The sequence below is a fragment of the Desulfosarcina alkanivorans genome, assembly GCF_009688945.1.
Lineage (GTDB): Bacteria > Desulfobacterota > Desulfobacteria > Desulfobacterales > Desulfosarcinaceae > Desulfosarcina > Desulfosarcina alkanivorans.
On record NZ_AP021874.1, the window covers coordinates 873,875 to 897,179 of the forward strand.

Here is a 23,305-nt window from a genome sequence, read left to right on the forward strand (position 1 = left end):
CTATTTCCTGGATCCGCGCTGAACGTAGCGGGCCTTGACGCCCAGGGTGACCTTGCGCAGGCGGATGGATTTGGGTGTGATCTCCACCCGTTCGTCGTCCCGGATGAAATTGATGGCCTGCTCCAGGGTCATGGGCTTGATGGGAGCCAGGATCACGTTGTCATCCTTGCCGGACGCCCGCATGTTGGTCAATTTCTTTTCTTTGGTGGGATTGACGTTGATGTCCCGCTCCCGGTTGTGCTCGCCAATCACCATCCCCTCGTAAACCGGCTCGCCGGGCAGGACGAACAGCCGGCCCCGGGGTTCCAGGTTGTACAGGGCATAGGGCACGGCATGCCCCTGCCGGTCCGATACGATGGATCCGGTAAAGCGGCTGGGGAAATCGCCCCGGTGGGGTTCGTACCCCATGAAGTAGGAGTTCATGATGCCGGTTCCCCGGGTGTCGGTCAGGAATTCGTCACGGTAGCCGATCAGGGCACGGGAGGGGATTGAAAATTCGATGCGCACCCGGCCCGTGCCGGTGTTGGCAAGGTTCATCATTTTGCCTTTACGGACGGACAGCTTTTCGGTCACCACGCCCATGAAGGCCTCACCGCAGTCGATGAAGAGCCGTTCGATGGGCTCCTTGACGACCCCGTCCTCCTGTTTCAGGATCACTTCAGGCCGGCCGACACAAAATTCGTAGCCTTCCCGGCGCATGGTCTCGATGAGGATGGCCAGCTGAAATTCGCCGCGGCCTTTGACCACCATGGAGTCCCGGTCCCCGTTGGTCTCCACCTGGATGGCCACGTTGAGCAGGGTCTCCTTGAGCAGGCGTTCCCGGATTTTTGCCGACTGTACATATTGCCCCTCCCTGCCGCCAAGGGGGCCGTTGTTGATGGTGAACAGCATGGACACCGTGGGCGGGTCCACGGTGATGCGGGGCAGGGCGAAAGGCGCATCCTCGGTACAGATGGTGTCGCCGATGGTCACTTCGTCGATGCCGGACAGGATGGCGATTTCACCGGCGCTCACGGCAGATACCGGCGTGATGTCCATGCCTTCGTAAATTTGCAGGCGGGTGACCTTCAAGGGGCGCTGGTTGCCCCCGGCATCGATGCAGATCAGCCGATGCCGGGATTCGGCGCTGCCTCCCACCACCCGGCCCACCGCCAGCCGTCCCAGGTAATCCGAATACCCCAGGTCGGATACCAGCATCTGGAAGGGCGCTTCCGGTGAAAAACGGGGCGGCGGGATTTCCCCCACAATAGCGTCAAGCAGCAGGTGGAGATCCTCTTCCAGGTCGTCCGGTGACGTCCCGGCCACGCCGTCCCTGCCGATGGCGTATAACAGCGGGAACTCCAGCTGGTCCTCGCTGGCATCGAGATCGATGAGCAGATCATACACCTGATCCAGCACCGCCTCCGATCGGGCGTCCTTGCGGTCCACCTTGTTGATCACCACGATAATTTTCAGTTTGGACTGCAGGGCTTTCTGCAGCACGAAACGGGTCTGAGGCAACGGGCCTTCGGAGGCGTCCACCAGCAGGATGGCGCCGTCCACCATGGACAGGGCACGCTCCACTTCACCGCCGAAATCGGCATGGCCCGGCGTGTCCACGATGTTGATTTTGACGCCCCGATAAACGACGGAGCAATTTTTGGCGGCAATGGTGATGCCGCGTTCGCGTTCCAGGTCCATGCTGTCCATGACCCGTTCGTCCACCTTCTGGCCCTGGCGAAACAGGCCGCTCTGGCGGAACATGGCATCCACCAGGGTCGTTTTACCGTGGTCGACGTGGGCGATGATGGCAATGTTGCGAAGTTTTTCGTTTGATACCAAAGAAGGCATATCTGCTCGTTTCGTGAAATTGAGGTTTGCGCCCGGTTTTTTGGGACAAACGCCAATATAGCCATCCGGCCGTTCAATACAAGGCGGCCACACCGCTTTTTTTAACATTCCGTGGGGTCTTCCTGCGCAGGATCACCGACCTGCAGGTTTGTCCTGAACAGGCTGCATGGCAGGGTTACAGGGGGCTGGATGCTGATTCTGCGGAAGTCACGGCATAAAATAGCTTTATTGTAGTCACAAAATAGCCTTGACCATGCGATGCAAGGGTGAGATAAAAGAAGACGACTTCCCCAGACCGGTTCTCACCCGATTCATAAGCAACAAATTTAATAAATTAATTTCAGCGATCACCACCATGTCGACGCAAGGAAAAAGGAGGAGAGATGGCGAAGATTGAAACCGTAGGCATCGTAGGCTTCGGCGTTATGGGAGCGGCCATTGGGCTCAACGCAGCATCGTCCGGATACCGGGTCATCTACAAGGAACTGAACGAAGAACTGGTCCGCTCCATGTACGACCGATGGGTCACGGGTTCGCTTGAAAAACGGGTCGCCAAAGGAAAGATGACCCGCCAGGAGATGGACCAGATCGCCGGAATGATCTCGGGAACGGCCAGCTATGCGGACCTGGCACCCTGTGATCTGGTCATCGAGGCGGCAGTGGAAAAAATGGACCTGAAGATCCAGGTTTTTAAGGAACTGGACGCGGTGTGCCGTCCGGACGCCATACTGGTCAGCAACACCTCCACCTTTTTAATCGAACGGCTGATGGCATCGGTTTCCAATCCATCGCGCACCGCCGGTCTGCATTATTTCTTCCCTGCCAACATCAACCGGCTGGTGGAGGTGATCCGCCAGAAAGCAACCAGTGACGAGACCTTCGACCTGCTGATGGCCTTTGCGGAAAAAAACCGCAAGGTCCCCATTGCCGTGAAGGATTTTCCCGGTTTTGCCATCAATCCGGTATTCATTTCCAGCTACATGATGCTGGATTCTTTTTACGGGGATACATACAACGCCGCCACATTAGAGCATATTTCACAACGGGCGCTGGGTGTTCGTTTCGGCATCATGTGGGTTCAGAACGGATCCGGCCTGGGAACCTGCTACCACGCCGCGGTTTCTATGAACGACTACCTTGCCGACACGGATGTGGGCTATCCGGCGGTGCCGGATCAGCTCAAGGCCCAGTTCGAAAGCGGCAATCCCTGGAATCTTGAAGACGGACCGGTGGCCGGCCAAGACCTGCACGCTGACGTCAAGGATCGTCTGCTGGGATCCATTTTTACCATTTCAACCCATCTCATCGAAAAAAACGTCGTTTCCATGAAAGACCTGGAACTGGGGATCTGCACTGCACTGGCCTGGCCCAAAGGGCCTTTTGCCATGATGAACGCCATGGGTATGGAAGAAACGTCCCGTCTGGTCCGGCTCACGGTTGAAAGCGGTGAATTCAGGATGCCCGACACTTTTGCCGGCGGGACGCCGTCTCCCTGGCAACTATAGACCAGCAAGAAGCTTGGCGGCCCGCACGGGTCGATTATACAAAGGGCCCGGAAATGTTTTTCCGGGCCCTTTTTCCATCAGCATCGACAGCCGTCGTCATCCGCGCGGGAAACCGATGGTCGCTGTGGCCCGGTTTACCGGAATGAAACAGGGGGGGACAGACGGTGGCCGATCAATGCCGTTTCAACCGGCAGACCCCTTTGGGGGAATGGCTGGGAAGGGGCCTGCCGGTCTCTTCCAGGACGGTTCTGCTCACAACCGGTCGCGGACCGGAGGGCTTTTCAGATCGTATCTGCTCGCGCTGTTCAGCCATCAACAAGGGGGGATCGATGGTGCAGTGAAGGCTGATGCAGGTCCGGTTGGCCTCTTCACGAACCACCACACCGTTTATCGGAGCCGTTCGGCCACTGTCGAAGATGATTTCGCCCTGGACCGTCTGGCCGAGCGAATATATGCCCGTGCAACCCAGACCGATACCGGCTTCCGAGATATCCCTGACGGCACAGGTGACTGCGGGCCCCGGCTGGCTCTCACTGATTTTCTCGATGAAAACGGGATGTGACAGCCGGTCAAACTGCATGCGGTAATGGTCGCGTTTCTGGCCGGACGGCATTTTGGCAGTAGACGTGGATGATACCGGCGGCTTGCGGAGCGATCGGGTCAACCGATACAGGGTGATCACCGTGAGGATGGCGCTGATGGTCAGGATAACCGCCAGATAATAGCGGGCGTGGGGGGTGGCACCTGAAAACCGTGTCAGGCGAACCCACAGCGTGACCGCGAATATGGCCGGGCTGATGACCAGTGTGACGAGATTCAATTTCACCGTTAAGATCCTGTCAGAATCAATACCACGGGGATTGCCGCTGTCATACCGGGCGATCTTTTTCCAACGCCCGAGATAACCTTATGATCGGCCTTTTTTCAAAATTCTTGAGCGGATCTTATTCCCTTGCGTCGCAATTGCTGCCGGCCGGTTTTTTCAGACAGACTGATTTTGGACATCGCCAACGGGCAATTCATGACTATATTAGGCTTAACACGCACCGGGGTGTTCACATTATTCAAAAACAGGAAAACAGGGGCGCATGGCACAACAGGATTACTACGAGGTACTGGGGATCGATCGCGAAGCGGATGCCAGGACAATCAAGGAGGCCTATCGGGAACTGGCCTTTAAATACCACCCGGATCGCAATGATAAGAATCCGGAAACTGCTGAGATGATGAAACGGGTCAATGAGGCCTACGCGGTGCTCTCCAATGTTGAAAAAAGACGAGATTACGACAGCATGCGAAATCGTTTCGGCGACAATGCATACGGTCAGTTCCGAAACGCCTATACCGAGCAGGATATCTTCAACGGTTCTGACGTTCACCAGATATTCGAGGAAATGGCCCGCTCGTTCGGCCTTCGGGGTGTGGATTCCATATTCAGCGACTTTTACGGTTCAGGGTACAAGCAATTTGAATTCAAGCAGCATGGCCTTCACGGCAAAGGATTCATATACCGCGGCGGATTCGGTAAGCGACGGGGTAAAGCAATGGCGGGAGGGGCGCCTCCCGGTGTTGGCAAACTGGCCACGTATCTGCTGCAAAAGGTTACCGGGGTCAGCCTGCCGCAAGCGGGGACGGACATTCACGACACCATCCGGCTGGGCAGGGAGTTTGCCCGGACCGGCGGGCCCTATCCCTACCACCACCACCGGCGGTCAAAAAAGCTGGTGGTCAACATCCCCTCCGGGACCAGGGAGGGCCAGCAGATCCGGCTCTCCGGCATGGGGGCACCCGGCAAGAACGGCGGGCCGACCGGCGACCTCTACCTGAAGGTAAAAATAAAACAGCCGATTTTGAAAAAAGCAAAGGATTTTATTGTCTCGGTTATCGGCCGATGATAGACTGAAGGTCAGAAGCGGTCAGTGCATCGGCTGATCTCCCGTGGATGTAAAAAAAGACAGTCGTTACCATTTCCAAAGCGAAATAACGACACCTATCACTCCCCGTCGGTCCAGCATGACAAGGGGATTGCACAACGGTGGTGAACGGACCGGACAACCGCGAAAGGAGGACGTATTATGCAAATTTTGGTCACCTTTAAAAACGTAGACTCCTCTGGCTACCTGAAAACCTACCTCGAAGAAAAGCTCACGCGACTTGAAAAAATCATGCCCCATCCCGGAACTGCCGATGTGGTTTTCCAGGAAGAGAAACTGAGAAAAATCGTGGACGTCAACCTCAACGGGAAGGGATTTGAAGTCCACGCCAAGGAAGAGAGCGGCGCCTGGAATGAAGCCATTGACCTGGTGGTGGACAAAGCCAAGAAACAGTTGATCAGAAACAAGGAGAAAATCCAGTCGCATCGGGTAGACACGAGTCTTATCGGTGAACCAACCGCCTGATCCGCATATCAGGACCGCCTGATAAATTGATCCGGACTTCAGAAAGCCTCCCTGTGATACCATTCGGGGAGGCTTTTTCAGGTCAGGTGCCCGTTGCCGCCGAAAACCGTTGGCAGGCATATCCCGCAGAACCGGCTTAAACCGGTTCCCCGTGGTCAACCGCGTTTCGGCCTCAGGCGAGGGGAAGGAACCGGCGTGAACCCGATGACGAAGAATCTAACGTTCGGATTCAAGGCGCATCGACGGCTGCATACGGGTGGTCTGTGGGCGTTGTTGGCGTCAGCTTCTGATCAGGTGTTTGAGCTCGGAACGCTCGAGGTTGGCGGCATCCACCATGGTGTTGCCGCCGGCATCGATGCAGCCGGAGAGCCGGCCGGCTGCGATCCACCGGCGAACCCCTTTTTCGGTAAGATAGGTCATCCGGGCAAACGTTTTTACATCGTATGTTTGGCCGGCCGCAGCGGGTGTGTCAAAAATCGGACCGAGGTCCCCGGGTGCGTCGGCACGGGATTTCCTGGCCAGAACCGCGGGATTTTTGATTTCCTCCGGTTCGATGGCCCATTTCCCGCCGCGTTTCTCACCGCGGAGGAATCCCTTGCGCAGCATATTGGTGATGGTGGAAACCGCGATTCCCGTCATTTCAGAAAATTCACCGGTGGTCAGGGTTTTTCCATTTTCGGTCATGCAACCAACTCCTTTTGAGGTTTTACAGCCCTTTCATGTCCCAATCGCTCAGGCCATGCTTTCGGTAATCTGGCTGACCGCTTCACGGGTTGCTTCGGTATATTGCTCCAAATCTTCTTCATCCAGGGAGAGAAATGTCAGTGCCTCCGGATCCAGTTCATACCGGGCCGCATCCATGCTGCTGCCGATGCCGCTTTGCTGGGCGATGAAATTGGCGGTGTGAACGATATAGGCCAGCTGGTTGTCCCCGGAAGCACCGGGATCGTGGTGAAACCGCATGGCGCTGACATGGTTTTCCGGAAGTTTCCATTTGGTGCACAGGTCGGAGGCCAGCTCCGTGTGGTCGAATCCGAGGACCTGCTTTTCCACTTCCAGAAACGTGACGCCGGCGTTGAGTGCCTGATCCACCTGGGGCTTGCGTTCCAGGATATATTTATCCAGGGCCAGTTTGCCTGCGTCGTGGATCAGGCCGACGGAAAAGGCGTCGTTTTCCAGCGCCGGCGCGCGGTCCTTGGCGATCAGCCGTGAACACAGGGCCACGGCCAGGGAGTGCTGCCACAGGGTGCCGGATCCCATGCGATACCCTTTGAGGTGGCTTCCCAGCAGGCTGGTGGCCGATACCATGGTGATGAGCTGTTCCAGGGTCTTGTGGCCCAGAACGACGGTGGCCTGGTGGATGGAGGAAACCATTCCGGACAACCCGTAATAGGCGGAGTTGGCCACCTGCAGGACCTTGGCTGCAATGGCCTGATCCGTTTCGATCACCTCGGCGATATCCTTAAAGCCGGATCGTTCGTCGGCCATGACCTCGCGGGCCTTGTAGATGATTTTGGGCATGGGCGGCAGGTCTTTGATGCTGTTCAGGATTTTTCTTTTCAGGTCGCTGCCGTCCAGTTCGTCGGAAGATTTTTCGGCAATGGGGGTATACACCACCTTCCCCTCGGATGCATCGGGCGCAGCAGCCGGTTGCTCGGTGACGGGTTCCGGTTTTTCTCTCAGGTCCAGCGTGATTTTTGATTTGCAGCCGGGGCAGGGGAAAGAGACCTTTTTGCCGGTAGGCAGGCGGTCGTCGGGAAGCTCGAAGGCTTTATCGCAATTTTCACATTCGACTTTCATGGAACACCTTTCTCGGACACTTCAGGGGGTCTGTCAGTTCAGTGGATCAAATTTGAGTATACCGGTTTCGATTGATTTTGACCAGAATCAAATGTCGGATTGCCACAAGGCGACGGAGCAATGCCCCGTTGGTTTCTTCATCGGCAACGCCTTCAAAAACTTAATGCCGGCCCGGAAAACTTCTCCCAGGAAACCTGAAAAAACGGGCCGGAATGGCGTGGTTTTTTCGTCCGTGTTTAAAACGGCGGGCTTTTATGCTATGAGGCGTCCAGTATTTTCCCATCCTGAAACCCATTTCAAACCGGAGACGATACCGCCATGCATGTCAGCCTGATGGTTGCCATTACCGTAGACGGAAAGATCGCGCGGGACGTCGATCATTTTCCCGACTGGACCGGAAAAGCCGACAAGCGGCTTTACGTCCAGGTTACCAAAAAAGCCGGCGTGATGATCATGGGGTCGACCACCTTCGACACCATCGGGCGGGTGCTTCCCGGACGTAAAACCGTGGTCATGACGCGCAACGCCGATCGCCGGTCCGACCGGGAGGATCTGGTCTTCACCCAGGATCCTGCCGAGAAGGTTCTTGATCGCCTGGCCGGCCAGGGCTACACGGAAGCCGTGGTGGTGGGCGGCGCCAAGATCAACCATCTGTTTGCCGCCAAAGGCCTGATCGATGAACTGATCCTGACCGTTTCCCCATTGGCGTTCGGCACCGGGCTCAGCGTCTTTTCGGATGCCGTGGACCTGAAGCTTAACCTGAAAGAATTCCGGCAGCTGGACGAAAACACCCTGTGCCTGCGCTATCTGGTTGACCGCTGACACCGGATGTCCGAAGTCTGATGTCCGAGGGCCGAACTCCGACTTCCGTATTCTGACCTCAGATTCCTGGCTGCCGGTTCATGGCGTCCAGCACCCGATAAAGCCCCTGGGTGCCCAGGTTTTCCCATCCCATGGCCATGGCCGACACATAAAACTGGTGCACCAGGGCCAACCCGGGCAGCGACAGGCGCATGCGGCGGGCCTCCTCCAGTGCGATGCCCATGTCCTTGACAAAGTGTTTGACATAGAAGCCGGGGGCGAAATCCCCATCGGCAATTCTGCGCCCCAGGTTGTTGATGGACCACGAGCTGGCCGCCCCTTGTCCGATCACATCGATGACCCGGTGGGCATCCATACCGGCCCGCCGGCAGTACAGGAGCGATTCCACCACGCCGATCATGGTGCCGGCAATAAGGATCTGATTGGTCATTTTGGTATGCTGTCCGGCACCGGCCCCGCCCATCAGGCTGATGGTTTTTCCCAGGACCTCGAAAAGGGGCCTGACCGCATCGAACACCGGACGGTCGCCGCCAACCATGATCGCCAGGGTGGCTTCACGGGCCCCCACGTCCCCGCCGGAAACCGGTGCGTCCAGGGTGTTGACCCCTTTTGAGGCCCCCTCCTGGAAGATGGTCCGGGCCAGGTCAGGGCTGGAGGTGGTCATGTCCACCAGGGTATCGCCCGGCCTGGTTCCCGCCAGCACACCGTCATCCCCCAGGATCACTTCCCGGACGTCATCCGGGAAGCCGACCATGGTGAATACGATGTCACTGTCCCGGGCCACGGCCCCGGGCGTGTCGGCCCAGACGGCGCCCTTGTCCAAAAGCGTTGAGGCCTTGTCGCGGGTCCGGTTAAAAACGGTCAGGCCGTGTCCGGCCTCCAGCAGGTGGCTGCACATGGATAGGCCCATTACGCCGGTTCCGATCCATCCGATGCGTTGGCTGGTCATGAGGGTCTCCTTATGGAAAAAAGGTCATTGGATGTTGAAAATAAAAAAAGGGGCACGATTGGCAATCGTAACCCCTTTGGATCGAATTGGTCGGGACAGCAGGATTTGAACCTGCGACCCCAGCGTCCCGAACGCTGTGCTCTACCAGACTGAGCCATGTCCCGATGGATGGTGCTTGTATGTCAAGGCATGTAAAAAGTCAATAGGTTGAATATCGTTTAGGATGCCTTTTTTTTTCCGTTGAAGGGGTTGTTCAAAATGATGGTTTCATCTCTTCCCGGGCCCACGGAAACAATCTGGATCGGCACCCCGGTCAGGGACTCGATGCGCGCCAGGTATTGTCGGGCCAGATCGGGCAGGTCCTCGAATCGCCGCACCCCGCGAATATCCTCACGCCAGCCGGGCAGGGTTTCGTACACCGGCGCGCAGGCGGCCAGGTGGTTGAGGTTGGCCGGTACGTCGTCGATCTGACGGCCGTCCAGGGTATAGGCCGTGCAGACCTTCAGTTCATCCAGTTCACTGAGCACATCCAGTTTGGTGATGGCCAGGCCGGTGAGGCCGTTGAGCCGTACCGCATTGTTAAGGATGACCGTATCCAGCCAGCCGCAGCGCCGCCGCCGCCCGGTGGTGGCACCGAATTCGTCACCGGTTTTTTGAATCCGGTCCCCGATGTCGTCGAAAAGCTCGGACGGAAATGGTCCGGCGCCCACGCGGGTGGTGTAGGCCTTGACGATGCCGACCACGCCGTTGATGTCCTTGGGGCCCACGCCGCTGCCGCAGCAGGCATTGCCCGAGGCGGTGTTGGAGGAGGTGACAAAGGGGTAGGTGCCGTGATCGATGTCCAGGTGGGTGCCCTGGGCGCCTTCGAACAGGATCTGCCGGCCGGCCTTGCCGGCCTCCTGCAAGGCCACGGAAACGTTCTTGACATAGGGCCGAAGCCGGTCGGCGAATCGGGCGTACTGGCTGTAGATGGATTCGAGATCGACGGTGTCGGTCTCGAGAAATTTGTCAAGGTAAAAATTCTTTTCGGGAACGATGGATTCCAGCCGCTCCCGGAAGGCGTCCGGATCGATCAGGTCCACGAAACGGACACCGCGGCGGGTGGCCTTGTCTTCGTAGCAGGGGCCGATGCCCCGGCCGGTGGTGCCGATCTTTTTGTCGCCTTTCATTTTCTCACGGCCATGGTCCACCAGCTTGTGATAGGGCATGATGACATGGGCCCTGTCGCTGATCATGAGCATCTCCGGTCCGGCGGCAATGCCTTTGGCGGCCAGGTAATCGATTTCGCTGATCAGGACCTCCGGATCCACGACAACGCCGTTGCCGATCCCGCAGATTTTTTTCTGCAGGATGCCCGAGGGGATCAGGTGGCTGATGAATTGTTCTCCCTCAACCACCATGGTGTGGCCGGCATTGTTGCCGCCCTGAAAACGCACCACCACGTCGGCGTCGGCGGCCAGCAGATCCACGATCTTCCCTTTTCCTTCATCGCCCCATTGGGTTCCAACAATTGCGATATTTGCCACTTGATGCTCCTTCGTTGATAATGTGGACCGGAAGAGAGGGGGCACCGACGCTCCCGGCCTGTCTCACCTGCGCTTGCGCCGGTCGCGAAAAAAAGACTGCATCAACGCCCGGCAGCGGTCCCGGTAAATTCCCTGTATGATTTCGACTTGATGGTTCAACCGGATGTCCTGCCCTAAGTCGTAAAGGCTTCCAGCGGCCCCCCATTTGGGATCGAAGGCCCCGAAAACCACCGTTTTCACCCGGGCGTGGACGATAGCGCCCATACACATGGCACAAGGTTCAACCGTAACATACAAGGTTGTGCTTAACAAACGATAATTTTGTATCCGGCGGCCGGCGGCGCGCAGCACGTTGATCTCGGCGTGGGCCGTCGGATCGCAGCTGCTGACGGTCCGGTTGTGATCCCGGGCGATCACCTGGCCGTCGGCATCCACGATCACCGCGCCCACCGGGACTTCTTCCATCCGGGCGCCGGCAAGGGCCTGATCGATGGCCATCTGCATGAAGTGTTCGTGAGTCTGGTCCATGGCAGCACAGTGTATCGTTTTTTGGGCTTTGATCAATAGCTATTTGGCGGCCAACCGGGAACCATTGTTAAGGTGAAGTTCCCAAAGCCTGGATGAAACCGTAAGGGTGTGGGTCTGGTTGAAATCCCGAGATCAGGGATTGTTAGTGCCGGAAAGAAAAGGGGTACGAATGTTGTCATGCCGCAACGGGGTATGAAGCGGAACACAGATATCGGATTTTCAGGTGACCGTCCGGTTAAAGAATGTATTGACATGCTTCTCCGTTTGGCTTAAGAAGCAGTCCAACTTTGAGCGCCTGTAGCTCAGCTGGATAGAGTGCCGGACTACGAATCCGTAGGTCGCAGGTTCGAATCCTGCCAGGCGCGCCAGAATCGCAAAGGATCATAAATCCTTCAAGCCTCCAAGACACAATCTTGGGGGCTTTTTTTATGGGAGCAACATAGCGTCAATTTTGTGATCTGGCACTTGGTTTGAAACCAGGCGGGATTGGCTGGGATCGGGTGGGATGTGCCATGAAGTCGTTGGGTTGTGCGGGATTGTGTGGCGTGGAGGTGCGGATCTGTGTGATGGTCACCATGGAAAAAAAGTCCGGAAACGCGGGGAAATGGGTGCAAAAAGGTGTGAAAATAAAAATATCCAATCAAATCAATAAAAAAGGGTTTTATCGTGGAAACCGAAAGTGGGAAATGAAATCTGGGGATTTTGCTTCATGAATTTCATTCTTGCGCCTTCCTGACGTCTGATCAAGTTTGCCTGCCAAGAGAATCTTTTCCAGAACAACTGACCTGCGATTTAAAAAAATGGAAAAGACCCAGGGTAGGACGTCTTGTCCAAAGTTGAGAAGTCGGAAGAGCACCGTTAAGATTTCTTATTATCCGTCCACAATGGTGGAAGCCAGAAAAAAATCAATACAATTGACCAGGGTATTGTGTCCCTCTACTATGGGGCTATATCGGCAAAAACAGTTCAGGTTTTTTTGATATCACATTGGAAGAGTGGCACTTGCCAAAAGTCATGATGTCTAAAAGAAGTCTGATATGATCATATAATTGCAATGTGTTGGAGAGCACCAGAATTTTTGCAACCCTTTTTTTGACCCATTTTTCAGACAACACTCCCCCTGTGCCGATTTTAACCGGTTTTTTTAAAGACCATAAACCGGGATGTCGATAAAAAAACAAACCTCTCCAACTCAGCAAAACAGGTGGTTCACCCCGTCCACTAATGTCCGATTGTGGCAATCTGGTATGACGAGATCTCCTTTTGGTAATGGGATCAGAGCACCTTGGAGCCATTTAAGGTCGTACGGAACGGGTGGGCACTCTCCAACAAGCCGTCAGTCGATCCTGTTAATCAAATCGCATGCGGCAGTTATCAGGAACCATCCCGTCATGAAATCAGCCAAAAGCATGGAAATGGCGATTGATGGAATACAGAAAGATGAAAAAAAGCTCGTTGATTTATTATCAAGAGTCAATGGTGGTGTGGTAGAGATTCCTCAGCTTGACATTTCCAAAAAAAATAGGGATAGGCGCATTGATAAAATTTGCCTCTCCATATCCATTTTGAAACAAAAGTATCCATATCTTGAGATGGTTCCTTGGGCTTTATTACGTTTCATAGCGATTAGCAAATTTCGTTACGGAGTGCGCAGTATAGTGCACTTTCTGGATTTCATTCCGGGCAACCTTGATATCGAAGAGAAGCTTGAAATAGATGATTTCTTTTTGCGTACGCGTTCACGGGATATTCCCGTATGAATCAAATCCAGGAAAGGTCAGGCATTATATTACGAAAGTAGGAAGCAATACATTCCACGAGAAATGGGAACGTGGGCTTTTCATTTAAACGGCAGGTCTCTTTCAGTGACAAGATCCGCTCGACCCACCGATTACCCTTTTCGCTTTGGGTTCCCAGACTGCGTTTTCGCCACAGCACACCAAAACGTAAGGCCCGCTCAGCGCGATTATTTGTAGGTTCGACGCCATGGTGATCGAGAAAGGTCCACAGACTGTCCATTTCCCGTACGATCTGACGGGCAAGTCTACCAGCATCGGTCTTGTCCTCTTCCCAAAGGGAGACGGTGAACAAGAAGAACGTATAAAAATCCGACCACTGTTTTGAGTCGGGAGGTTCTTTGGCAAACGATACCAGTTGCCTCAGCCAGGCGGCGACGATTTCTCCGAAGCGGCGAAGGTCGGGTTTCTTTCTTTCCGTCAGGGCATCGGCCTTGCGGATCAGGTGAGCCAGGCAGGTTTGGCGGTGCACCCATTTTTGGTATAGGCCGTATCCATCACTGACCAGAATGCCGTTCCAATCCTGGATTAAGTTTTCGAAGGCCTCCTTAGACCGGTGTGGGTCGATACGATAAAATGCCACCCGTTCATTTACCATGGCCCACAGCCAGTGCAGATCATTTTGCTTAAACCAGGATGTTTCGTCGATGTAGTTACACCAAAAGCGTCGGGCGATCTGGCCGATGCGTTCGTAGACTGGCAATAGCGCATTTGAGGTGCGGTCGACAATTTTCTGGATGGTTCCGGTGGCAATGGGAATGTCTAATACAGATTCGCACAACTTTTTGACATCGTTTCGGCTCATGCCCTTGATGCCGCTCAGTTCACCGATAAAGGCGGTAAAACGAGGACCGTAACCGGTGGACATCTCAGGTGGCAGCATGGCTTTGACCACGTTACCGCAGTTAGGGCAATCGCATTGCTGGAGAAGATAGTGATTGACTTGCATTTCGATTTCGGGAAGCTCAATATGTTGATGTACGTAAAACGTTTTCATCTTTTCCTGATCGAAAGCCGAATGCCCGCATGAGCAACGTTGCGGGGTCAACCAATAGCTCTCGGTCGGGTCCAGCACTTGCTGCTGGTGCGGCTTATGGCCTTTCTGACCGCCTTTAGCCTTTTTGCTCTTTTTTTGCTTTCTCTTCTTCCTCGCAAAAGGTGGATCGGAAGACGGTGGCTTGCTGGAGTTGTGAGAATTTTTCCGGGTCCGAACCTCGAGCTTCTCGAGCCGTTTTTCGTGAAGTGCAATCCGCTGTTCCATATCGAAAAGCGTCCGTTCCAGAGCCATGATGTAATGACGCACCGGCTCTGGCGTCAGTTGCCAATCGAGTTCCGAAAAAGGTCTTTTGAGTGCCATGAAAAGCACCCTATCATAGCCAAAAAGAAAAATCTAGATTTATTTTGAATTATTCCAGATGGTTAGGGACCTTACTTTTGTGTATTGATTTCGGGGACTTGCGAAGCCAATCGGACCATCAAAGTACCCCGTGAATGCTTACCTTTTTGCCATTAAATACTGTCAATGATTTGAAGAAATCAAGTTTGTCATATCATCTAATTTCAGAGGAAGATCCAGAAGATATAGTAAAGGTATGGAATGATATTGTAGAATGCCAGACATTAATACGTTTTGAACAGGATGAGAAAGATTACTGAACGGCTATGATATAACATCTCTAATTCAGCCGACGCAAAAAGCTGCGCGGCTGATTAGCCCGTTACCACCACAAATTGTCAAAGAGCGAAGAAAGCCGGGTCAATCTCGGCTTTTTTTATTTCCAGAGGGTATTAAGCCCTTAGGACTAAGTTACTCCAATCCGATTGACTGTGGTCCAGATTTCTGGCCCTCGCGTTTGACATAGTGCCCGTTACCGGGCATGCCCCCAAGCCTTAACTATCTGAAATGGTATGATTGTGTCGATTATTCTTGACATTATCCCAAATGCCTGCTGAGTTATGCAGCATTGCTGGCCTTTTTTGATGATCTCACACGCTCATTTCTCTATACATAATTGACTCTCTGAATGGTCACCCAGAAAATTTGGGAGACACTTACCCTTCCGATACCTGCGTTGGATTTCATGTGTTTATTGGCCAGAATGTGCAGTGATTATCTATGTTATAATTGAAACTATATCAATGTATCGAAGGTTTTGCATTGTAGATTTATTAGCGTCGTTAAGTTTTGGATTATTTTTATCGACCACAACATATGGTATCAGTGATTTTGCATATTTGGCGAATAATGTGTCTGTAATTGATCCTTTTCCTGTTTTTGAGTTTGACGCAAGTTCTGTGGTAGGTTGAACTTCTCTAACTTTTTTGATTATTTGGTGCACTAAAAAGACATCAATATAACATTTCCGTATGGTACAGAAATAAGAGTTGGTATAAATGGCAAAAGGATATAGACATCTATGAACGACTCCAGCATAATATTCGATCAAACAGAGTTGGATTATTTTTTTGATCAGCTTGAGCGTGACAATCACGAGTTTGAGCAAAGAATTGGCTACAGTGATTACAAGGGAAAGACCGTTCTGGATATTGGATGCGGACACGGTGCTCTTTCTGTTTATATTGCCAGTCTGGGTGCAAAACGGGTTGTGGGAGTTGATATCAATAGGTCCCGTATAGAATTCGCCAAGAGAATTATAGAATTCAAGTATCCTGAATACAGTTCTGTAATAAATTTTGAGTGCTGTCCCCTTGTAGAAATTAGCGGGAAATTCGACATAGCAATTTCAAAGGATTCATTCGAGCATATTGAAGACCTTCCGGCAATGATGCGTGACATTGCCGCACGACTTCACGAAGGCGGCTTGTTGATAACCGGTTTCAGCCCACTATATTTCAGTCCCTTCGGCGATCATGGACGCTATACAGGGAGAAAGGGTAGAAGAATAATTCCATGGCTTCCAGCAATGCTTCCAGAGCCTCTGCTATTTCTATTATCATCGCATTTACGGAAGGTTCAGGTCCGATCAGCTGCAGACGTTTGGCTTAACAAACTTACGCCCAAGCAGTTTCGAAAAATAGTGTCTGACCAAGGCTGGGTGCCGGACATGATTGAATACAACAAAGGCGAACGGCTGGGAATGCCTCTGATGAGGTTATTGCGTCAAATACCTATTCTTGAGAAGTTCTTTACAGTAAGCATATATGCCCAGTTGCGAACTCCTCATAACCGCCAGATATAGGAATCTTGTGCATTCTTAGCATTCTGTCGAGAATAAGATTGTCATAGGAACACATAAAAGCGCAAAACAAAGGCAGCCAAGGATTCTCAAGTGGGTCGTTTCGTCAAAAGTGTATAGAGCAATCTGCAAAGTATACCGCCCAAGAATGCCTTCCCATTGACAGCTTGGATGTTACCGCGCCGATCGGCGAGATGGGCAAGGAGAAGATCGGGTTTCAGGTGTGCGGCATGCCTGGTTTTGTGCCCGATGTATAGGAACAGCAGCAGGGACCGGGGGTAAATAGGTCGGTAGCCCTAAGGGGGTCGTACCCTTTTGAAATAAAAAAGTCAGGATTGATTCGGTTTTCATCGCTTTTTGAAAAATTGTGTTGGCAACGCTGTAAATCACCGGCAGAAAAAAGCAGAGCAACGAGGTATGAGGACCGGCGCTTTTTTTACTCAGAGTGCATTTTTCTTGTCGGGCGATCCATTATCGCTGATTATATGCAGATCTCAACACGCGTAGCGCTTTTACGCTTGCTGTCCTTTTGGCTACTGCCAAAGGTGTGCCATTACGATTTTTGCTTCTCCCATCGATATCTGCACCCTTTTCAAGCAAAAGCAAGACGACTTTCGCTTGGTCTCTTGCTGCAGCCAGGTAAAGTGGTGTGCGTCCATTCTTATCGATAGGATCAACGTTTGCCCCAGATTCAAGGAGCAAGCGAGCAATTTCGGTACTGCCTAAAGCAGCTGCTATGTGAAGTGGTGTACGAGAGTCATCCCCGTTCACGGCGTTAACGTCGGCATGATGATCGAGAAGGATGCGGACGCAATCAATATGATCTTTCCACACTGCGGAGTGGAGAGGCGTATTTGCATTTTTACCCCGTTTGTTGACGTCGGCACCTTGGTCGATTGCTTCACGAAGCTTTTCAGCCATTCCCAGTTCGGCCGCAGTATTGATATCGGGGCCACCAAAGCCAAAAAGTGTAAGGCTCAAGCAAATGGTGAGGGCGGCTAATTGCCAGGATATTTTGCGCATGGGCTATTCCTTTGTTTTTAGGTTATGCACGATTCAAAACTGTCTAATCAACACAATTTTTCAATGAAGGTCAATACAATTTGATATCAATGCAGACGTTTATAGATGCAAAGCTGCGAGTATCGGTCGAAAGTTTTAACACTTTAGCGATAGTGTTGAATTATGCTTCCGTAACGAATCTCATTAAATTAAGCTTATGATGTAATGACATAAAAATTACCATATTTTGTTGTTTGTTTGATATATCGCTCTCCTCCTCCTCAAAGATCTAATTAAATCCAACCTACCAAAGTCGATATTCTGTTACAATACATCACCTTAAACCTATTCGACTTGTTGGCACGATCTCTGCTCATATAAAATTACCAAAGCCTGTTTTATCACGTTTGTTTTAAGCAGAGAGTTCGTATTTTTTACATCTAATCAAAGAGAGGTTGATATGTCTGAGAGAACAGATTCAACCAAACTTAAATTCTACTTTTTGGGTGCTGCCGTTATCATTTTTATCATAGCAGTCTTTGCCTTTATCATCTCAAAACAGCAGCGGGCAGGATCTCTCACAATTAAAATTGGTGATAACGAAGCGACGATGAATATTGATGAAAACAGGATTGATTTTATTGCTCTTATAAAAAATATGATGGAAAATGAAGAAAATAAAAGCGGCACTTTGGCAATTCTCAGAGATTCGTATGGCCTTTACAGGAAAGACAGCCTCTTGTTGTTGGATGACATAAGAAAACGAACAGGAAAAGACGATTTTTCCAAAGGCCTCAGGGAGCTGCTTTTCAATTTGACGGGCCCATTTAAACGAGAATATCATCGCTATTACAATATAGAACTGCGTGAAGTTGTAGAGGCCATAAACAAGCTGGATTATGAACATGTTGTATCAAAAAAATTCAGAGAGCTGAGTGACAATGAAGAGGGTATTTTTGAAAAGCGTCCTATTGACATTCAAATAGTATTTTCCAATTCCTATAGTATCCCCGAGGGAGAGGCTGCAATAATTAGAGGAAGAGGTTGTGATATTTTTGGAAGAGAGTGGCTGTTGCTTAACAAAGACAACCCTCTTCTTTCTCCACTTTCGGTTATCGTTGTCCACGAATTTCCTAATATCTATCCAGGCGAACAGCCTTGTATTATTATAAATACAAGTGACGCTAAAACTTTTTTAGGTGAGAATGCCGTTTGTGAAAAAAGATACAATGCCAAATTATTTCCGGTTAAAAAGGGTTACGTGGTTTCTCCAGTCAGACCACAGGCGGTTGTCAATGCTTCCGGTAAAAAGGCTTCTAAGAAAATGGTCAGTATAAAACAACATTCAATTTATTGACTGACTACATGCATGGGGCAAAAAGTGTTCGACGCTTTTTATGAAAGGAGAAAAAAATGAAATATTTTATAGTGGCATTATTTGTATTTCTCGTTTCTTCAACCGCATACGGAAATTGTACATACAACGGTGTTTCTTATCCTACAGGAACTGTTCTTGGACCGTTGGTGTGTTCGCCTGACGGCACGTGGCGGCAACGTTAAATGCCATCTCTGACTATAAACAGACAGCAAGCAGTATCAACTGCTTACTGTTGATGCGGTCCTGTGATTTCTGAAAGACGCCTACCTCATTTTTATTCAAGCAGGTTTGCCGGGGACGCCATCGCTGGTCCCAGCCTGCTGCGCAGCCACGCAATAACTGGATACGGACATGAATCGCAAGTGTGTCCGCTGCCTGGAAGAAAAGCCACGGACCAGTTGCCGGTGATCGACCGGACTATGGCGGCGGCATCCTCCCACGCGCCGCCCCTGTCTGGAGCAGGGGCGGTGTCCCTTTAACCCAGGGCTTTCCGACGGTGACCCCTCGGGCCGGTGGCTTTACCTCAAATAAATTCGACACCGAACCCGGCATTGTTCAGCCATTGAATGCTCCCTCTGCGTTTGACATTTTTCTGGCCGGAGGAAAAAGGGATGCTGAGGGTGACAATATCTTTAAGGGAAAATTGATTGACGCAGTAAGTTTCAACATAGGCACCGCCAAGGCTGACATCTTTCAGGCTGCCTGCGTACAACCGGTTCGCATGGTGAAAAACGATCTCTGCCGGATACTTTTTCCTTTCGTGAAATCGTCGGTAATCGTTGTGGGCAAGCGCGAAATCTTTTTCCATTTTTTTCCTTGTTCACTGATATGTTGGAATCAGGAAGTGTCGATCGTCGATGATTCTGTCTGCCTGACTGGAGACCCGGTTCCTTCCGTTTGATATCTCCGCCATCCGGAAATCTGGCTGCGATTCTGGTCAGCAATACGTATGCCAGAATCGATATAGCAAGTAAATCCGTTTGGTTATAATTTGGTGGAGACGTGTGCTCGATGAAATATCAGCATCTTGGGAGGATTACGCGGCCAATCATAACCTTTTTTACACAAATGTTGAGAAAAGAGAGAGAAATGAGGAAAAAGAAGGTGGCCAGAGCAGCTTTGGATGGTGACACAGAAGGGGGAATTGGCACCGGTTTTTTACGGATCCGTCCATGTTACATTCGGCACTCCCGCCAGGGCTGGACCACCAGGATCAGACCCGCCGCCAGAAAGTACATCATGCCGAGCAGGGAAAAGACCAGGGTGTAGTTGCCTCCGGTGGCATCCAGGATCTGCCCGCTCAGCCATGGGCCAAGGGGCCCGGCCACGAACCCGTATGCGGTAAAGATCAGGCCGAAGACCGCACCGAAGTGCCCCATGCCGAAACAATCGACGGCAAGCGGGCCGGAGACGGCAAACAGGGTCCCGAACGCAAAACCGATGACTGCTGCCAGCGCAGCCCACAGCCAAAGGCCCGTTGGATACGGCATGACCAGATAGGCCAGACCCGCGCAGAGAAAACTGATCGCCATGGTTCTGGATCGCCCGATCCGGTCCGAAAAATAACCACTGATCAACCGGCCGAAGCCATTCGTCAGGTTGAACGCCGTGAGCAGGACAACGGCCCTGGACAGGCTCAAGCCCCGGGCCAGGCCGAACCCGCTGGCCAGCACCAGCATGCTGGCCCCGGCGGCGCCGGCGAAGACCCAGGTGAACCAGAGGCACCAGAACTCCCGGGTTCTCAGGGCCTCCTTCACCGACCGGCTGGCATTGTCCGTCGATGCCGCGGATGCCGCTGTGGGTTGGTCGGCCGCCGGAAAACGGATCAGGGCGGAGGCGACCAGGCCGATGGAAAGCGCTGCACAACCTGCCCCCAGGGTCAACCGTTCATAGCCCCATTTGGACAAAAGGAGAGTAAAAACCGGTGAGATGGCGGCCGCCGAAAGCCCGAACGACATATTGAAAAATCCCGCGACCAGGCCCCGCCTTTCCGGATACCAGCGTTGCACCACCGTCAACCCCGGCAGGTATACAAAGGCCGACGAGGCGCCGATGGAAAAGGCCCAGATGTATACCTCGGTCATATTTCCGGCCTGGCTCAGCCAGAGGGTGCTGCCGCCTCCGGTCACGGCGCCGAAAGCAGCCAGTTTTCCCGGTCCGTATGTCTCCTGCCAGCGCCCGCACAGGTACATGAAGCAGGTCGCGCCGGCGAGAATGAAGAACACCGTTCCGCCCACCGCGCCTCCGTCGGCATTGAATGCCTGCTGCCAGTGCTGGCGAAGCATGCCGGGGAATCCGAAAATGAACGAACCCGGCCAGAAAACAGCACAGGCGCTTGCAATCAGGACGTATGATCGGGCGATTTTGGGTGGCATGCAAACTCCTGTGTCCTTGACGAATCAGCACATCCCTGCCAGGACATCTACCATCTTTCCGGGATGCTTCGCAAACCTGCCCGGCAACCCCTGTTCTAAATTGCTTTTCCTGCTTGACGCGATGACAGATCGGTAAGGTGCCATGCTGTCCTTTAAAATCAACGAATCGAGGCGCATTCGACTTTGCAGTGCACCTTGTGAAGATCTTTCTGTAAATTTTCGCTAAAACGGTTTTTCAGCCACCCGGTGGACCGCTCACTGGGCATGACTGCTGGCTTCTACTGCAAATTGATAGGTTTTAACTACCACCTGCCGATCAAACGGCTCACATTGCCCGAATTTACAGAAGTCGTATTTTGACTGTCAGGAATTCTTGGCAGCAACGACCAACCCAACGAGGTGATGTCATGGCCGAAAAAAATATACATGATTACTCTGATGACGGGAGCGACGGACACGTGGATACGCGTGAAGCCAATTTTAGTTGTGAAAATCCGGACAAGCATCTGGGATGCGACCCGGGTGTCGATGTGATGGGGTAGCCGATATGAAACGCCTTAAAAAAGTCATACTGCTGCCGCTGAGGAGTCTTGCCTATCGCCGGAACCACCTGAAACTGTACTACTGGTCTGATCAAGCCCTGTACGAACTGCGAAATGTGCACCTCATGCCCGACTTCTACTACCGCTGGCTCTTCCGATTCTCCATGCGGATGGTTCATATTGCCAGGTTCCGGCGGTTCGCCGACAAGGCGATCCATACCATTCCCTACCGCGTTCGCTTCGATGTGGCCTGATCCGACAATCTCAGTGCGCCGGAAACGCAGCAGATCATGTTTCAAGATAAAGCAGGGGCCTGCAATGGTCCCTGTTTCTTTTCAGGGTCAGCGGATGCGTTTTTACGTTGCAGGTACTTCGGATGGATAAGAATCGCCAACCCGCCGTCATTCCCGCTTCAAACCCCCGTCCCCGTTTATTTCCCCGGTTACCCTTTAATGTCCGTGCGCCGCTTCCTGACGGATAAAGGCACCTCCTGTATGGTTTTTCCGCTGTGGGCTCAAGACCCGGATTGAAACGGCCGATATCGGTTCAACCCGGACCGGCCTGGGAACCTCCGTCTTGTGCAGCATGCGGCAGCGCACGGAAGGCCGTCCGGGGGGAAAAACCCCATTGTTGACGACAACAACCGGAACAGGGAATCTCAATTTGAAGCCAATCAGCAGAGCCATTGTCCTGGCAGGCCTCATGGCCTGCTTCAGCACATTGTTTTTTTCGTCTGACGGCCTTGCGCAAGCGGTCACACCGGAAAAAACCGAAACGATCGCACAGGCCCGGTCGACCGTCCTGTTGGAAGGACGCGTGTCAGCAGCCCACCTGACCGGGGAAGCCCGGGAATACGTATACGATGCGTCATGGGAGGGAGAAAAGGGAAGCGAGCTGATATGGCAGATAAAAAATGTCTATATGGTCGGCCTCGGGCTCACCGTTCAACCCTTCAAACGCCTGGCATTCAACGCTGACGGGTGGTTCAACGTGAACGACGGCACGGGCGAAATGGACGATTACGACTGGTTCATCCGCCACGAGGACTGGACGCACTGGTCGCACAGTGCCCAGGTCGAACTCGACAAGGGCCGCATCCTGGATGTCAATGCGCAAATCACCCTCGCCGAACCGGGGGGATTCACCCTGGCCGCCATTGTCGGCTACCGGTATGACAACTGGAAATGGACGGATTATGGCGACGGGGTCTTTATCTATTCAGTCAACGGTTTTCGGGATACCGTCGGCTATCTTCCGGGCGACGAACCGGGCATTTCCTACGAGCAGACGTACCAGACGCCTTACCTCGGCATCGGCATCAGCGGGCATTTCAACCGATTGACGCTGCAGGCCAGACTGACCGGAAGCACCCTGGTCAAAAATGAAGCCGTGGATCATCACTATCACCGGGATATGGTTTTTTACGACAGTTTTGAAAACGGCGATATGATCGCCCTGGACATCAGCGGCGCCTGCCAGTTGACGGACCATTGGGGGATCCGGCTGGGATATGCCTACCAGCGGTACTGCGAGACGACGGGCGACACCCGGGTCGTTTATGGTGATGGAACCACGGAGAGATATCTCAATGAGGCGGGGGCCGAACTCGAATACCACAATGTCTCGGTGTCTTTCCTCTATTCGTTTTAATCCGCA

General features: G+C 52.7%; 22 protein-coding genes and 2 tRNA genes. 13 read left to right on the forward strand and 11 right to left on the reverse strand.

All coding sequences use genetic code 11. The annotated features are described in order from the left end of the window. On the reverse strand, positions 1-1,830 hold the full coding sequence (gene typA / locus DSCA_RS03920) for a translational GTPase TypA (RefSeq protein WP_155315190.1): 1,830 nt from the start codon (positions 1,828-1,830) through the stop codon (positions 1-3). 383 nt (positions 1,831-2,213) lie between these two features. Here typA and DSCA_RS03925 point away from each other — a divergent pair, with 383 nt between their 5' ends. Continuing rightward, entirely contained in the window at positions 2,214-3,335 is a 1,122-nt protein-coding gene (locus DSCA_RS03925) for a 3-hydroxyacyl-CoA dehydrogenase family protein (protein ID WP_155315191.1), read from the forward strand. A 172-nt stretch (positions 3,336-3,507) separates the two neighbouring features. Here DSCA_RS03925 and DSCA_RS03930 read toward each other — a convergent pair whose 3' ends face one another. Next, complete coding sequence (locus DSCA_RS03930; RefSeq protein ID WP_155315192.1) at positions 3,508-4,161, reverse strand: PilZ domain-containing protein; 654 nt, start codon at positions 4,159-4,161, stop codon at positions 3,508-3,510. 262 nt (positions 4,162-4,423) lie between these two features. Between DSCA_RS03930 and DSCA_RS03935 the strand changes: the two genes are divergently transcribed. Next, positions 4,424-5,230, forward strand: coding sequence for a DnaJ domain-containing protein (locus DSCA_RS03935; protein WP_155315193.1), 807 nt, complete (start codon positions 4,424-4,426; stop codon positions 5,228-5,230). A 180-nt stretch (positions 5,231-5,410) separates the two neighbouring features. Further along, on the forward strand, positions 5,411-5,734 hold the full coding sequence (gene hpf, locus DSCA_RS03940) for a ribosome hibernation-promoting factor, HPF/YfiA family (protein WP_155315194.1): 324 nt from the start codon (positions 5,411-5,413) through the stop codon (positions 5,732-5,734). A 279-nt stretch (positions 5,735-6,013) separates the two neighbouring features. Here the strand turns inward: hpf and DSCA_RS03945 are convergent, their stop codons facing one another. After that, on the reverse strand, positions 6,014-6,418 hold the full coding sequence (locus DSCA_RS03945; RefSeq protein ID WP_155315195.1) for a helix-turn-helix domain-containing protein: 405 nt from the start codon (positions 6,416-6,418) through the stop codon (positions 6,014-6,016). Positions 6,419-6,466: 48 nt separating this feature from the next. Next, positions 6,467-7,534: an HDOD domain-containing protein gene (locus DSCA_RS03950; RefSeq protein WP_155315196.1), complete on the reverse strand. Its 1,068-nt coding sequence runs from the start codon at positions 7,532-7,534 to the stop codon at positions 6,467-6,469. A 318-nt stretch (positions 7,535-7,852) separates the two neighbouring features. On the opposite strand from DSCA_RS03950, the gene DSCA_RS03955 reads away from it, so the two are divergent. Beyond that, a complete protein-coding gene (locus DSCA_RS03955; RefSeq protein ID WP_155315197.1) occupies positions 7,853-8,356 on the forward strand; it encodes a dihydrofolate reductase family protein in 504 nt (167 codons plus the stop codon). A 58-nt stretch (positions 8,357-8,414) separates the two neighbouring features. Here DSCA_RS03955 and DSCA_RS03960 read toward each other — a convergent pair whose 3' ends face one another. From DSCA_RS03960 to tadA, 4 genes are all read right to left on the reverse strand, one after another. Further along, entirely contained in the window at positions 8,415-9,305 is an 891-nt protein-coding gene (locus tag DSCA_RS03960) for an NAD(P)-dependent oxidoreductase (RefSeq protein WP_155315198.1), read from the reverse strand. Positions 9,306-9,392: 87 nt separating this feature from the next. Continuing rightward, a tRNA-Pro gene (locus DSCA_RS03965) sits at positions 9,393-9,469 on the reverse strand. A gap of 54 nt (positions 9,470-9,523) precedes the next feature. Then, complete coding sequence (locus DSCA_RS03970) at positions 9,524-10,831, reverse strand: adenylosuccinate synthase (RefSeq protein WP_155315199.1); 1,308 nt, start codon at positions 10,829-10,831, stop codon at positions 9,524-9,526. A 63-nt stretch (positions 10,832-10,894) separates the two neighbouring features. Continuing rightward, a complete protein-coding gene (gene tadA, locus DSCA_RS03975; RefSeq protein ID WP_155315200.1) occupies positions 10,895-11,359 on the reverse strand; it encodes a tRNA adenosine(34) deaminase TadA in 465 nt (154 codons plus the stop codon). Between the two features lie 291 nt (positions 11,360-11,650). Between tadA and DSCA_RS03980 the strand changes: the two genes are divergently transcribed. From DSCA_RS03980 to DSCA_RS03990, 3 genes are all read left to right on the forward strand, one after another. Next, positions 11,651-11,727 (forward strand) — tRNA-Arg (locus DSCA_RS03980). A 144-nt stretch (positions 11,728-11,871) separates the two neighbouring features. Continuing rightward, positions 11,872-12,072, forward strand: a complete 201-nt coding sequence (locus DSCA_RS03985; RefSeq protein ID WP_155315201.1) for a hypothetical protein — start codon at positions 11,872-11,874, stop codon at positions 12,070-12,072. 678 nt (positions 12,073-12,750) lie between these two features. After that, positions 12,751-13,119 carry a hypothetical protein gene (locus DSCA_RS03990; protein WP_155315202.1) on the forward strand — a complete coding sequence of 123 codons (369 nt, stop codon included), beginning with the start codon at positions 12,751-12,753 and terminating at the stop codon, positions 13,117-13,119. A 1-nt stretch (position 13,120) separates the two neighbouring features. Here DSCA_RS03990 and tnpC read toward each other — a convergent pair whose 3' ends face one another. Next, positions 13,121-14,512: an IS66 family transposase gene (gene tnpC / locus DSCA_RS03995; protein ID WP_155314961.1), complete on the reverse strand. Its 1,392-nt coding sequence runs from the start codon at positions 14,510-14,512 to the stop codon at positions 13,121-13,123. Positions 14,513-15,572: 1,060 nt separating this feature from the next. On the opposite strand from tnpC, the gene DSCA_RS04000 reads away from it, so the two are divergent. After that, positions 15,573-16,355, forward strand: coding sequence for a class I SAM-dependent methyltransferase (locus DSCA_RS04000; RefSeq protein ID WP_155315203.1), 783 nt, complete (start codon positions 15,573-15,575; stop codon positions 16,353-16,355). A 468-nt stretch (positions 16,356-16,823) separates the two neighbouring features. Here the strand turns inward: DSCA_RS04000 and DSCA_RS04005 are convergent, their stop codons facing one another. Then, the gene (locus DSCA_RS04005) at positions 16,824-17,375 is read right to left on the reverse strand and encodes an ankyrin repeat domain-containing protein (RefSeq protein ID WP_155315204.1); all 552 of its coding nucleotides are present in this window, start codon (positions 17,373-17,375) and stop codon (positions 16,824-16,826) included. A 439-nt stretch (positions 17,376-17,814) separates the two neighbouring features. On the opposite strand from DSCA_RS04005, the gene DSCA_RS04010 reads away from it, so the two are divergent. Together DSCA_RS04010 and DSCA_RS33425 are read left to right on the forward strand one after the other, a co-directional pair. After that, positions 17,815-18,711, forward strand: coding sequence for a hypothetical protein (locus tag DSCA_RS04010; protein ID WP_155315205.1), 897 nt, complete (start codon positions 17,815-17,817; stop codon positions 18,709-18,711). A 385-nt stretch (positions 18,712-19,096) separates the two neighbouring features. Beyond that, positions 19,097-19,633, forward strand: a complete 537-nt coding sequence (locus DSCA_RS33425; protein ID WP_231716370.1) for a hypothetical protein — start codon at positions 19,097-19,099, stop codon at positions 19,631-19,633. Between the two features lie 274 nt (positions 19,634-19,907). Here DSCA_RS33425 and DSCA_RS04020 read toward each other — a convergent pair whose 3' ends face one another. Further along, positions 19,908-21,107 (reverse strand): MFS transporter, encoded by a 1,200-nt coding sequence (locus DSCA_RS04020; protein ID WP_155315207.1) that lies wholly within the window; start codon positions 21,105-21,107, stop codon positions 19,908-19,910. Between the two features lie 407 nt (positions 21,108-21,514). Between DSCA_RS04020 and DSCA_RS32855 the strand changes: the two genes are divergently transcribed. From DSCA_RS32855 to DSCA_RS04030, 3 genes are all read left to right on the forward strand, one after another. Further along, positions 21,515-21,649, forward strand: coding sequence for a hypothetical protein (locus DSCA_RS32855; RefSeq protein ID WP_269434642.1), 135 nt, complete (start codon positions 21,515-21,517; stop codon positions 21,647-21,649). 5 nt (positions 21,650-21,654) lie between these two features. Next, a complete protein-coding gene (locus DSCA_RS04025; RefSeq protein ID WP_155315208.1) occupies positions 21,655-21,903 on the forward strand; it encodes a hypothetical protein in 249 nt (82 codons plus the stop codon). Positions 21,904-22,312: 409 nt separating this feature from the next. Beyond that, positions 22,313-23,299 (forward strand): omptin family outer membrane protease, encoded by a 987-nt coding sequence (locus tag DSCA_RS04030; protein ID WP_167527593.1) that lies wholly within the window; start codon positions 22,313-22,315, stop codon positions 23,297-23,299. Positions 23,300-23,305 lie beyond the last annotated feature (6 nt).

Coding starts and splice junctions, on each gene's coding strand:
- DSCA_RS04020 (WP_155315207.1), bottom strand. CDS start 21,107: ATGCCACCCAAAATCGCCCGATCATACGTCCTGATTGCAAGCGCCTGT.
- DSCA_RS04010 (WP_155315205.1), top strand. CDS start 17,815: ATGTCTGAGAGAACAGATTCAACCAAACTTAAATTCTACTTTTTGGGT.
- DSCA_RS03935 (WP_155315193.1), top strand. CDS start 4,424: ATGGCACAACAGGATTACTACGAGGTACTGGGGATCGATCGCGAAGCG.
- DSCA_RS04025 (WP_155315208.1), top strand. CDS start 21,655: ATGAAACGCCTTAAAAAAGTCATACTGCTGCCGCTGAGGAGTCTTGCC.
- DSCA_RS03985 (WP_155315201.1), top strand. CDS start 11,872: ATGAAGTCGTTGGGTTGTGCGGGATTGTGTGGCGTGGAGGTGCGGATC.
- DSCA_RS03950 (WP_155315196.1), bottom strand. CDS start 7,534: ATGAAAGTCGAATGTGAAAATTGCGATAAAGCCTTCGAGCTTCCCGAC.
- DSCA_RS03990 (WP_155315202.1), top strand. CDS start 12,751: ATGAAATCAGCCAAAAGCATGGAAATGGCGATTGATGGAATACAGAAA.
- tadA (WP_155315200.1), bottom strand. CDS start 11,359: ATGGACCAGACTCACGAACACTTCATGCAGATGGCCATCGATCAGGCC.
- DSCA_RS03925 (WP_155315191.1), top strand. CDS start 2,214: ATGGCGAAGATTGAAACCGTAGGCATCGTAGGCTTCGGCGTTATGGGA.
- DSCA_RS04005 (WP_155315204.1), bottom strand. CDS start 17,375: ATGCGCAAAATATCCTGGCAATTAGCCGCCCTCACCATTTGCTTGAGC.
- DSCA_RS04000 (WP_155315203.1), top strand. CDS start 15,573: ATGAACGACTCCAGCATAATATTCGATCAAACAGAGTTGGATTATTTT.
- tnpC (WP_155314961.1), bottom strand. CDS start 14,512: ATGGCACTCAAAAGACCTTTTTCGGAACTCGATTGGCAACTGACGCCA.
- DSCA_RS03955 (WP_155315197.1), top strand. CDS start 7,853: ATGCATGTCAGCCTGATGGTTGCCATTACCGTAGACGGAAAGATCGCG.
- DSCA_RS32855 (WP_269434642.1), top strand. CDS start 21,515: ATGGCCGAAAAAAATATACATGATTACTCTGATGACGGGAGCGACGGA.
- typA (WP_155315190.1), bottom strand. CDS start 1,830: ATGCCTTCTTTGGTATCAAACGAAAAACTTCGCAACATTGCCATCATC.
- DSCA_RS03945 (WP_155315195.1), bottom strand. CDS start 6,418: ATGACCGAAAATGGAAAAACCCTGACCACCGGTGAATTTTCTGAAATG.
- hpf (WP_155315194.1), top strand. CDS start 5,411: ATGCAAATTTTGGTCACCTTTAAAAACGTAGACTCCTCTGGCTACCTG.
- DSCA_RS03960 (WP_155315198.1), bottom strand. CDS start 9,305: ATGACCAGCCAACGCATCGGATGGATCGGAACCGGCGTAATGGGCCTA.